Below are 10,637 nucleotides of genomic sequence, written 5' to 3' on the forward strand. Positions count from 1 at the left end.
GCGCCGTGACCGGACAGGACCTGCCGCGCATCACCACGGAAGTGCCGGGGCCGCGGTCGCGAGCGCTGGCGGAGCGACTGGCGGCCGTCGAGTGTCCGGAGGTGACTTGGCAGGGCCCGCCCGCGCCGCTGTTCTGGGAGAGCGGGCGCGGCGCGAACCTCCTGGACGTGGACGGAAACCGCTTCGTCGACCTGGGGGCGGGCTTCGGCGCCGCCGTGCTCGGCTACGCCCACCCGCGGCTCGCGGCGGCGCTCGGCGCGCAGGCGGCCGAGCTGCAGCACGCGATGGGCGACGTGTTTCCGGCGGCGATCAAGGTGCGGCTGCTCGAGGCGCTGGCGCGCGCGCTGCCGGGCGGGCTCGGGCACGCGATTCTCTCGAGCTCGGGCTCCGACGCGGTCGAGTCCGCGCTGAAGACGGCGCAGGTGGCCACGGGCAAGCCCGGCGTCGTGGCGTTCGAGGGCGCGTACCACGGGCTCGGCCTGGGCGCGCTCGACGCGACCTGGCGCGGCGATTTCCGGCGGCCGTTCCTGGCGCGGCTCGCCGGTCAGACGCGCTTCGTGCCCTGGGGCGACGCCGAGGCGGCGCGGCGCGCGGCACGCGCGGGCGACGTGGGGGCGATCCTGTTCGAGCCGATCCAGGGCCGCGCGGGGCTCGTGTTCCCGCCGCCGGGCTTCGTGGCCGAGCTGCGCCGGATCGCCGACGAGGTCGGGGCACTGCTCGTGGCCGACGAGGTCTACACCGGGCTGGGTCGCACGGGCCGCTGGCTGGCCTGCGAGCACGAGGGAGTGACTCCCGACGTGGTCGCGCTGGGCAAGGCGCTGGGCGGAGGCTTCCCGATCTCGGCCTGCGTGGGCCGCGCCGAGGTCATGCGCCGCTGGCCCGCGTCGCACGGCGAGGCGCTGCACACCAGCACGCACCTGGGGAACCCGCTGGGCTGCGCGGCTGCGCTGGCGGTGCTGGAGACGCTCGACGCCGAGAGCCTGGTCGCGCGCAGCGAGTCACTGGGCGCCCGCTGGCTGGAACGGCTGGGCAAGCGGGTCGCCGGCAATCCGCGCGTGCGCGAGCTGCGCGGGCGCGGGCTGCTCGTCGCGCTCGAGCTCGACGACGCGGAGTTCGCTCGCGCCGCCTCGGGCCGCGCGCTGCGCGCGGGCTGGGTGGTGCTGGGCGAGGGTCCCGACCTGCGCACGCTGGCGCTCACGCCGCCGCTCACGATCGCGGAGCCGCTGCTCGAGCGCGCGGCCGACGAGCTCGGGGAGGCGCTCGAGTGACTCGCGCGGAGCTCGAGCGCGAGGTGCTGGCCTGGATCGCCGAGGGCGTGGACGCGCCCGCCGACGAGGCGCGCTTCGAGCGGCTCGCGCTGGCGCTGTTCCGGCTGCAGGTCGAGCGCGGCGCGGCCTACCGGCGCTGGTGCGCGGCGTTCGGCCGCGACCCGGCGTCGGTGCGGCACTGGCGCGACATCCCGGCGCTGCCCACGGGCGCGTTCAAGGAGGCGCGCGTCGCGATCTTCCCGCCCGCCGACACCGTGCTCACGTTCCGCACCAGCGGCAGCACGACCGAGCTGCGCGGCGCGCTCGAGCTCGATTCACTCGCGCTCTACGACGCCTCGCTCGAGACCACCTTCCGCGCGTTCATCTGCCCCGACGCGGCGCGCCTGCGCTTCGTGGTGCTGGCGCCGAGCGCCGCCGACGCGCCCGACTCGTCGCTCTCCTACATGTTCTCGCGCGCGGTCGAGCGCATGGGCAGCCCCGAGAGCCGCTTCCTGGTCGACGCGAAGGGCTGGGACCCCGATGCCGCGCTCGCGGAGCTGGCGGCCGCACGCGAGCCGCTCGCGCTGTGCGGCACGGCCTTCGCCTTCGTGCACCTGATCGACCGCCTGGCCGAGCGCGGCGAGTCACTGCGCCTGCCCGCGGGCACGCGCGTGATGGAGACGGGCGGCTTCAAGGGCCGCTCGCGCGAGCTCACGCGCGAAGAGCTGCACGGCGCGATCGAGCGGGCGCTCGGCGTGCCGCGCGCGCGCATCGTGAACCAGTACGGCATGTGCGAGCTCGCGAGTCAGTTCTACGAGCCCACGTTGCGCACCGGCACGTACACCGACGTGAAGCGCGTGCCGCCCTGGGTGCGCACGCGCGTGGTCGATCCGGCCACGCAGAAGGACGTCGCGCCCGGCGCCGAGGGCGTGCTGGCGCACTTCGACCTCGCGAACACGGGCTCTGCGCTGGCCGTGCTGACTTCCGACCTGGGCGAGCTCGTGCCCGGCGGGTTCCGCGTGTTCGGCCGCCTGCGCGGCGCCGAGGCGCGCGGCTGCTCGCTCGCGGCCGACGCGCTCCTGGGTGCGCCGTGAGAGAGCTGGTGGAGCTGGCCGGGGCGCGCGAAGCGCTCGAGCCCACGCGCGTGATTCGTGCGCTGGCCGAGACCTTCGAGCGCTGGCGCGCGCCCGACAGCCCCGAGCGCGCGCGCCTCGGGCGCGAGCACGGCATCTACTCGGCGGCGGTGGTCGACCGCGGCGTGCGGCTCGCGCTCCAGGGCTGGACCGCCGAGTCACTCAGCGCGCTGCGCGCGCGCGAGCTGTCCGAGCCGTGCTGGGTGCCGCCGGTCACGGCCGTGTGGCTGGCCGGGTCGATCCCGAGCGCGGCGTTCTCGGCGCTGGCGCTGCCACTGCTCGCCGGCTCGGCGGTGTACGCCAAGCCGGCCTCGGCCGACCCGGTGTCCGCGCGGCTGTTCGCGGCCTCGCTCGGCGAGGCCGACCCCGGAGTGGGCGCGGCGCTGCGCATCGGCGCCGACCTGAAGGCGCTCGACGACGCCGACGCGGTGGTCGCGCACGGCTCCGATGCCACGATCGCGGCGCTGCGCGCGCGCGTCGGCTCGAGCCGGCCATTTCTCGGCTACGGCCACAGAGTGTCTCTGGCGGTGATCGGGCCTTCGGTCGACCCGCTGGTCGCGGGCCGGCGCCTCGCGCTCGACGTCGCGCTGTGGGACGGCCGCGGCTGTCTCTCGCCCGCCTGGGCGCTCGCGGTCGACACGCCGCGCGGCCGCGCCGCCGAGGTCGCGCGCGCGCTCGCCAACGCCTTCGAAGAGCTCGAGGACGAGCTGCCGCGGGGCGCGCTCTCGCCGGCGGAAGCCTCGGACCTGGTCGAGCTCCGGGCGCGCGCCGCGGTGCGCGAAGGCACGCGGCTCGAGATGGCCGCCGGCGCCTCGACCTGGACGGTCGCGCTCGAGTCGAGCGACGCGCGCCCGCCCGCCGGCGCGTTCCGCTTCCTGTCGGTCGTGCCGGTGCCCGACCTCGAGTCACTGGGCGCGTTCTGTGCCCCGCTGGCGCCGCACCTGTCGTGCGTGGGTCACGCGGGGCTGGCCGGCGAGCGCGGCCGGCTCGCGGCGATCGCCGCGGCGGCCGGCGCCTCGCGCCTGTGTCCGCTCGGCCGCATGCAGGCGCCGCCGCTCGACTGGAACCACGACGGCCAGCCGCCGCTGCGCCCGCTCGTGCGCTGGCTCGACGTGGAAGGCGCCGACGCCTGAGTCACTTCCCCGTGAAGGGAAAGATCGCCGAGAACGTGAAGCCGGTGAAGGCGGCCTGGAACAGCGCCGCGATCCACGGCCCCGGCATGCAGCGCGAGATGCGGATCGCGATCAGCTCGAACAGCGCGAAGAACAGCGCGATCGAGCCCAGCCCGAGCACGATCACGAACGGCAGGAGCCCGCTCACGCAGGCCGCGCCCACGACCAGGAGCGTGAGCAGCTTGCCCACGGCGGGCAGCCAGAGCCCGGTGACTCCCGCGCCGCGCAGGAGCCACTCCGAAGCCGCGAAGTACGGCAGCATGAGCCCGGACACCACCAGCGCCCAGACCAGCCGGTGAGTGGCCGGGAACAGGTTCCACAGCGGCAGCACGAGCGTGCCCACGACCGCGTAGACCGCCAGGAACAGCGCGCCCGCCGTGAGCCAGGTGCGCGGGTCGGACAGGCCGTCGGCCGTGGCCGCGCGCCGGCGCGCCCCCAGCGCCAGCAGGATCACCCCCGCGAGCGCGAAGAACTCGAACAGCTGCCGGCCCGCTTCGAGCGGCACGAAGCCGAACGCGCCGCGCGTGGTGACTGCGTCGGCGCCGGCCTGGATCGCGACCGCGGCCGCGAGCGCCAGCAAGAGGAGCACCAGGTGAGTCAGCGGCCGGCTCACCGGGGCCAGCCCCATGCGCGGCGCGAGCGGCGCGAGCGCGCGCGGCAGGCCGAACGCCAGCACGACCAGCGCGCCCAGGCCGAGCCCGATCCACGGGAAGCGCGGGTCGGGACCCGGTGTCTCGGCAGGGCCCGCCCCCGGTCCGAGCGTCTCGCCGAGCCACTCCACGATGCGGCGCGCGGTCTCGGCGGAGTACAGCACCAGGATGTGGTCGACGCCCGGCACCTCGCTCATGCGCACGCCGGTGCCGTGGTCCACGTCGCCGTAGGTCTTGTCGGCCACCAGCTGCTCGAGCCCTGCCAGCTTGGCCGCGAGCTCGCGCGCCGCCTTGCGCAGCCCGGGCGGATCGTTCGCGGCCCAGATCAAGAGCGTGTTCGGCGGCGTGTACGGCCCGCGCGCAGCGCCTGCGCCCGAGAGCGCGATCACCGCCGCGACGCCCGGGTCGTGCTGCGCGTGACTCAGCACGGCGAACGCGCCCATCGAGTGACCCGCCAGCGCGATGCGCTGCCCGTCGAAGCGCGGCTGGCTGCGCGCGTAGAGCAGCGCCGCGTCGATGTCCTGGCGCAGCTGGATGCCGTCGCCCCCGACCTCGAACGGGTTCTGGTTCTCGCCGTGGCCGCGGAAGTCGATGGCCACCACCGCGTAGCCCGCCTTCGCGATGCGGCGCGCCAGGGCGCTGGTCATCGCGGTATCGCCCGAGAAGCCATGACACAGAATCACGACGGGCACGGGCGGATCGAACGCTGGAGTCTGTCCGAACTCGAGCGGAGGCGAGGGCTCCCAGACCACCGCGGGCACGCCGCCCGGCAGCGTCAGGCTCGAGCGCGCAATGTCGTTCGACGCGCGGTTCAGGCCGACGAGTGACACCGCCAGCGCCACCCCCGCGAGCGCGTAGACGAACTTCGCGAGCACGGCGGGCATGCTAGCATGAGGTATGCGCGTGGCCGAGATCGACACACCCGCGCTCGTCGTGGATCTCGAGCGCATGGAGCGCAACATCGCGGCCATGGCGCGCTTCTTCGCCGACAAGCCCGCCAAGCTCCGGCCGCACTGGAAGACCCCGAAGTGCGCCGAGGTCGCGCGGCGCCAGCTGGCCGCGGGCGCGATCGGAGTCACCTGCGCCAAGCTGGGTGAGGCCGAGGCCCTCACGGCCGCGGGCGTGCGCACGAGCGTGTTGATCGCCAACCAGATCGTGGGAGACACCAAGCTCGCGCGGCTGCTCGCGCTGGCGCGCAGCGTGCCCGAGCTGATCGTGGCCGTCGACAGCGCGGCGCAGGTCGACGCGCTCGACCGCGCGCTGCGCACCGCCTCCGCGCCCGCGCCCGCGCTCGGCGCGCTGATCGAGGTCGACACCGGCATGCACCGCTGCGGCACCGACACGCCCGAGGAGACGGTCGCGCTGGCGCGCCGGCTCGCGTCGGGGCGCTGCGCGTACCGGGGAGTCATGGGCTACGAGGGCCACGCGGTGCTGGTGCCCGATGCGGCCAAGCGCAAGGAGCTGGCCGAGGCCGCCGCCGCCGCGCTCACCGCCCACGTGGCGGCGCTGCGCGCCGCGGGGCTCGCGCCCCAGATCGTGTCTTCCGGCGGCACGGGCACCTTCGACTTCACCGGCTGCGTGCCGGGAGTCACCGAGATCCAGGCCGGCAGCTACGTGTTCATGGACGGCCGCTACCGCGAGGTGCGCAGCGACTTCGAGACCGCGCTCACCCTGCACACCACGGTGCTGCACCGGCGCGGGCGGCTTCTGGTGACCGATGCGGGCGTGAAGTCGCTCTCCAACGACTTCGGCCCGCCCGTCGCGTTCGACCTGGGCGCGCGCGTGGTCGGCCTGTCCGAGGAGCACGGGCACGTGCTGTGCGACGAAGGCGTCGAGCTCGAGCCGGGCCAGCGGCTGCGGATCCTGCCGAGTCACGGAGACACGACCATCAACCTGCACGAGCGCTTCTACGCGGCGCGCGGTGACTCGGTGGAAGAGATCTGGCCGATCGTGGGCCGCGGGCGCTTCGTCTAGTGCCCAGGCTGGTCGTGACCGGCGCGAACGGGGCGCTCGGCCGCGTGTTGCTGGAGCGCGCGCTGGCGCGCCCGGGCGTCGAGATCACGGCGCTGGTGCGCTCGGAGCGCGCCGCGGCTCAGCTCGCGGGCCTCGACCCGCGCGTGCGCGTGGCGCGCGTGGCCTGGAGCGATGCAGCCGCGCTGCGCTCGGCCTGCGCCGGCGCGGCCGCAGTGACTCACCTGGCCGGCATCCTGATCCCGACCCGCAGCGAGGGCTACGAGGCGGCGAACGTGGACACCACGCGCGCGATCGTCGCGGCCGCGGCGGAAGGCGGCGTGCAGAAGCTCGTGGTCGTGTCCGCGGTCGGCGCGGACGCGCGCTCGGCCAACTCGTACTACCGCAGCAAGGGCCGCGCCGAGGACCTGGCGCGCGCCGCCGGCATTCCCTTCACGATCGTGCGCAGCCCGCTCCTCCTGGCCTGTGACAGCATCGGCTCGCACGTGCTGGCGCGCGAGGCGCGCGCGCCGTTCGTGCCGCTGCTCGCGGGCGGCGCCAACCTCGAGCAGCCGGCCGACGCGCGCGACGTGGCGGAGGCCGTGCTGAACGCCGCGCTCGAGCCCGACTGCGCGCGCGGCGCGGCGCTCGACCTGGTGGGCCCCGAGTCACTCCCGCGGCGCGAGCTGATCGCGCGCTGCGCGCGCCTGCGCGGCCGCAGCCCGCTGCTCGTGCCGGTGCCGGTCGCGCCGGTGCGCGCCGCGCTCGGCCTGCGCGAGAAGCTGCTCGGTCCGGGCTTCTCGCCCGAGGTGCTCGACGTGATCCTCGACGACGTGCGGCTCGACCCGGCGCCCGCCGCGCTGGCGCTGGGCATCGCGCTGCGCGCGCTCGACGAGACACTCGAGCGCACGCTCGAGCTCGAGGCCGCGGCGTGAGCGACTCGGCCGCCGTCCGGCGCCCACGTGCCCCGCTGTGGCAGAAGGCCCTGCCCTGGGCGATCACCGCGGTGTGTTTCTACTTCATGTGGCGGCGCATCGCGGGCACGGCCGCGCGCAACGGGCAGGACGTATCGGCCTACATGCGTCAGGTGCTGGACGCGGTGAGCTGGGGGCCGTGGCTGGCGCTCATGATTCCCTACTCACTCTTGTATCTCGTGATCGACACCGCGGTGGTCTGGCGCGCGATCAACTGGTTCAACACCCCGGTGCGCTACCGCGAGGTGCTGCCGATCCGCGCCTCTGCCTACATCATCTCGATCCTGAACGAGCAGGTCGGCAAGGGCGCGATCGCGCTCTACATGAACCGCCGCCACGGCATCCCGGGCTGGGAGATCGGCTCGAGCATGCTGTTCATCATGGTGTGCGAGATCTATTCGCTCCTGGCCTGGGCGACGTTCGGCTGGTTCATGGCCCGAGACGCGCTGCCGCGCGAGTTCGACCTGATCCCGTGGCTGGCCCTCGCCGGGGCGATCGCGTTCGCGGCGATGACGGCGTTCTTCGCGGGCAAGCTCCGCGTCGGCGCGGCGCTGCGCGACCGCGCGATCTTCCGCGCCTTCCGGCAGGCGTCGCCCTGGCATTACCTGGGGATCGTGGCGATCCGCGCGCCCTCGATCCTGATCGCGGTCGGGGTCTACACCGCGGCGGCTCACCTGTTCGGGATCGAAGTGAGCTTGCGCCAGATGCTGGGCTACGTGCCGGTGGTCTTCTTCGGGGCTGCGTTCCCGACGCCGATGCGCGCGGTCGCGATCACCCTCTGGGTCCACCTGTTCTCGAGTCATGCGGGCGAGGCCTCGATCTTCGGCTTCGTGCAGCACAACTTCTTCGTGTTCTTCAACGCGGCGATCGGTCTGTGCTTCCTGCGCCGTGCCTACCGCGAGCTGTTCGACAGCGAGGCGAGCCCGATGACTCCCTCGCGCCAGGTCCCGCCGACCTGAGCCGGGGGCGTTCCGTGCGCGGTCCAGGTCAGACCGGGATGACCGCACAGCGCGAGCCCGGCCAGACCCGCCACGGCGGCCTGCAGCTCGTCGTGAGTCGGCGCGCCGCGGAAGCGCAGCCCGCACTGCCGGCGCAGGAACTCCGCCGCGCCGGCGAGCTGGGCCGGCGAGCTGCGCCGCTTGCCGGGCAAGGGCCGCCGGCCGAGCGCACGCCAGCTCGCGGTCGGAAACACCTCGAGCGCGGCGCGGGCGCACGGCCGAGCCGGATCGAAGCGCGGAAGCCCGCGCCGCGCGAGTGAGTCGAAGAGCGCGATCGACAGCAGAGTGAAGCGGCGCTGCGTGCCGGGCAGCACCCGGCCCGGCGGGCCGGTCTTCGCCTGCGTGGCGAGCTCGCGCTCGCAGCGGCGCTGGTGCACGAGCCCGTTCGCCTCGTCCTTCCAGGCCTGCGGCCCGTCGATCACCACGAAGCGCGCGCCGCACGAGTCGGACAGCGCAGCCAGCCAGTCCGCCAGACGCTCGGCCTCGGGCACGCGCCCCAGCTCGACGGACAGCCCGCGCACCCACTCACAGCGCACGAACGGCGGGGCGCTGCCGAGCACCGCCACGCCGACGTCGTCGCTGCGGCGCGCGGCCAGGTCGACGGAAACGACGGAGCTCAGGCTCCCGACATCATCACGATGCCCTCGAGGAACTCCGAGAAGCTGTTCGTGAGGTTCGAGACCGCCGAGACACTCGCCGACTTGGCGGAGACCGAGCACACCGGCGCTCCGTCTTCCTTGCGCAGGTCGAACACGTACAGCTCGTCGCCGCCGTCGCTGGCGAAGGCGAAGAAGCCTGGCAGGCTCTGCTCGAGGCGGTGCGCGGCGTTCTCGGACAGCACGCTCTCGAGCCGGAAGAACTCGATGTAGCCCGTGTCGTACGGGATCTTCCCGCGCGCGCGGTCACACGCTTCGACGAACCGCATGTAGGTGCGCGGAAGGTTCGGAGGGGCGTGTTCTGAAAACTGCTTCAGCTGAGTGGGGTCCGGCGCGGGGTCTCGGAGAAGTCTGAATCTCGGATTGCGAAGCAGTTTTTGAACGTCCATCCGACCTCCTCTCGATGCGAGCCGATTATACGCCTGCGCCGCGGAACATGAAGTAGAGCGCGCCCAGCATGCACAGCCCCGCCCACAGGAAGTCGAGCCGCACGGGCGCTTGCATGTAGAGCACCGAGAAGGGCACGAACACCGCGAGCGTGATGACCTCTTGCAGGATCTTCAGCTGCGGCAACGAGAGTGCCGTGTAACCGATCCGGTTGGCGGGGACCTGCAACAGATATTCGAACAGCGCGATCGACCAGCTCGCCAGCGCCGCGAGCCACCACGGCCGGCCCGCGAGATTCCGCAGGTGCGCATACCAGGCAAAGGTCATGAACAGGTTCGAGAGGATCAGGAGACCGGTCGTCGACAGCAGCGTTCCGATCATCGCGCGAGATTAGCGGCGCGCAGACCGGCGGGGAGATCGGCCGGGGCGCAGGGCTGCCAGGGGCCGTCGAGCTTCGGGCTCGACTCCCAGGCGCCGCCCGCCCGGCGGAAGAAGCGGCCATCGAGCCACCAGGTGTCTGGCTTTTCGCGCACCGCGTAGGTGCCGCGCGCGGCGTCGAACTCGAGCTCGACCCCCTGCGGAGTGGTCGCCAGGTAGCCGCGGGCGGGCGCCTCGGGGGGCGCAGCCGGTGGCCGGCGCGCCGGCGGGGCGGCTGGCGGGCCGCCCGGCGGCAGCGCACCGCCCGCGCAGGCCGCGAGACACAGGGCAGCGGCCGCGGCGGCGAGGCGGCGAGTCACACCGGCGCCGCGCGGCGCAGCGAGAGCGCGCGGTCGGCGATCGAGGCCAGGGTCGAGAGCACGAGCGCCCACGCCAGCCACTGAGTCGGCCCGGCCAGCCCGCCGAGCCCCAGGTCCAGGAGCAGCGCGCCGCCCAGCGGCACGAAGTAGAGGATCCCGTTCCAGCGCCCGAGCGCGCTCATGCGCAGCTGGCCCGCGCGGTGCAGCCAGTAGGAATCGGCCACGTACTGCGCGAAGGCCACGGCCACCAGCACGGGCAGGAGCCAGGGCACGAGCCCGCGCGAGGCCGCGGCCGCGAGGCCGGAGTCCACGAACGCGAAGTCCGACGCGTGGTCGAGCGCCCGGCCCACGCCGCTCGCCGTGCCGCGCGCGCGCGCCAGCGGCCCGTCGGCCAGGTCGGTCGCGATCGCGACACAGAACAGCGTCGCCGCCCACACCGGTGCGTCGCCGCGCGCGACCCACCACGCGAAGGGCGCCACCGCGAACAGCCGCACCAGGGTGAGCAGGTTCGCCATGCCGGGTTCTCAGCCCTTCTGGATCTGCTTCGCGATGGTCTGGAGCTGCATGTTGCTCGTGCCCTCGTAGATCTTGCCGATCTTGGCGTCGCGCCAGCGCTTCTCGACCGGGTACTCGCGCGTGTAGCCGACGCCGCCGAACAGCTCGACGGCGGCCGAAGTGACTCGCTCGGCGACCTGCGAGGCGAAGAGCTTCGCCATCGCGGCCTCCTTCAGGA

General features: G+C 74.0%; 13 protein-coding genes. 6 read left to right on the top strand and 7 right to left on the bottom strand.

What is annotated here, in order from left to right:
- From VMR86_12510 to VMR86_12520, 3 genes are all read left to right on the top strand, one after another.
- A partial coding sequence (locus tag VMR86_12510; GenBank protein ID HTO07865.1) for an aspartate aminotransferase family protein occupies positions 1 to 1,268 on the top strand: 1,268 nt, incomplete at its 5' end.
- A complete protein-coding gene (locus tag VMR86_12515) occupies positions 1,265 to 2,341 on the top strand; it encodes a long-chain fatty acid--CoA ligase (protein ID HTO07866.1) in 1,077 nt (358 codons plus the stop codon). The genes VMR86_12510 and VMR86_12515, both read left to right, overlap by 4 nt.
- Positions 2,338 to 3,513: an acyl-CoA reductase gene (locus VMR86_12520; protein ID HTO07867.1), complete on the top strand. Its 1,176-nt coding sequence runs from the start codon at positions 2,338 to 2,340 to the stop codon at positions 3,511 to 3,513. The genes VMR86_12515 and VMR86_12520 overlap by 4 nt, the downstream gene beginning before the upstream one ends.
- A 1-nt stretch (position 3,514) precedes the next feature.
- Here VMR86_12520 and VMR86_12525 read toward each other — a convergent pair whose 3' ends face one another.
- Complete coding sequence (locus tag VMR86_12525) at positions 3,515 to 5,086, bottom strand: alpha/beta fold hydrolase (GenBank protein ID HTO07868.1); 1,572 nt, start codon at positions 5,084 to 5,086, stop codon at positions 3,515 to 3,517.
- A gap of 13 nt (positions 5,087 to 5,099) precedes the next feature.
- On the opposite strand from VMR86_12525, the gene VMR86_12530 reads away from it, so the two are divergent.
- From VMR86_12530 to VMR86_12540, 3 genes are read left to right on the top strand one after another with little or no spacing between them, the layout of a single operon-like run.
- Positions 5,100 to 6,176 carry a DSD1 family PLP-dependent enzyme gene (locus tag VMR86_12530; GenBank protein ID HTO07869.1) on the top strand — a complete coding sequence of 359 codons (1,077 nt, stop codon included), beginning with the start codon at positions 5,100 to 5,102 and terminating at the stop codon, positions 6,174 to 6,176.
- Positions 6,176 to 7,087, top strand: coding sequence for an NAD(P)H-binding protein (locus VMR86_12535; GenBank protein HTO07870.1), 912 nt, complete (start codon positions 6,176 to 6,178; stop codon positions 7,085 to 7,087). Before VMR86_12530 ends, VMR86_12535 begins: the two co-directional genes overlap by 1 nt.
- Positions 7,084 to 8,085, top strand: coding sequence for a hypothetical protein (locus tag VMR86_12540; GenBank protein HTO07871.1), 1,002 nt, complete (start codon positions 7,084 to 7,086; stop codon positions 8,083 to 8,085). Before VMR86_12535 ends, VMR86_12540 begins: the two co-directional genes overlap by 4 nt.
- Here VMR86_12540 and VMR86_12545 read toward each other — a convergent pair.
- The 6 genes from VMR86_12545 to VMR86_12570 form a co-directional block, all read right to left on the bottom strand.
- The gene (locus VMR86_12545) at positions 8,019 to 8,690 is read right to left on the bottom strand and encodes a DUF429 domain-containing protein (protein ID HTO07872.1); all 672 of its coding nucleotides are present in this window, start codon (positions 8,688 to 8,690) and stop codon (positions 8,019 to 8,021) included. The genes VMR86_12540 and VMR86_12545 overlap by 67 nt on opposite strands.
- A 50-nt stretch (positions 8,691 to 8,740) precedes the next feature.
- The gene (locus VMR86_12550) at positions 8,741 to 9,169 is read right to left on the bottom strand and encodes an SMI1/KNR4 family protein (protein ID HTO07873.1); all 429 of its coding nucleotides are present in this window, start codon (positions 9,167 to 9,169) and stop codon (positions 8,741 to 8,743) included.
- A gap of 25 nt (positions 9,170 to 9,194) precedes the next feature.
- Positions 9,195 to 9,548, bottom strand: a complete 354-nt coding sequence (locus VMR86_12555) for a DMT family protein (GenBank protein ID HTO07874.1) — start codon at positions 9,546 to 9,548, stop codon at positions 9,195 to 9,197.
- A complete protein-coding gene (locus VMR86_12560) occupies positions 9,545 to 9,904 on the bottom strand; it encodes a hypothetical protein (GenBank protein ID HTO07875.1) in 360 nt (119 codons plus the stop codon). The genes VMR86_12555 and VMR86_12560 overlap by 4 nt, the downstream gene beginning before the upstream one ends.
- Positions 9,901 to 10,419 (bottom strand): CDP-alcohol phosphatidyltransferase family protein, encoded by a 519-nt coding sequence (locus VMR86_12565; protein ID HTO07876.1) that lies wholly within the window; start codon positions 10,417 to 10,419, stop codon positions 9,901 to 9,903. The genes VMR86_12560 and VMR86_12565 overlap by 4 nt, the downstream gene beginning before the upstream one ends.
- A 9-nt stretch (positions 10,420 to 10,428) precedes the next feature.
- Positions 10,429 to 10,637: acyl-CoA dehydrogenase family protein (locus tag VMR86_12570; protein HTO07877.1), on the bottom strand; the 209-nt coding region annotated here is incomplete at its 5' end.

It is taken from the genome of Myxococcota bacterium (assembly GCA_035498015.1).
GTDB lineage: Bacteria > Myxococcota_A > UBA9160 > SZUA-336 > SZUA-336 > VGRW01.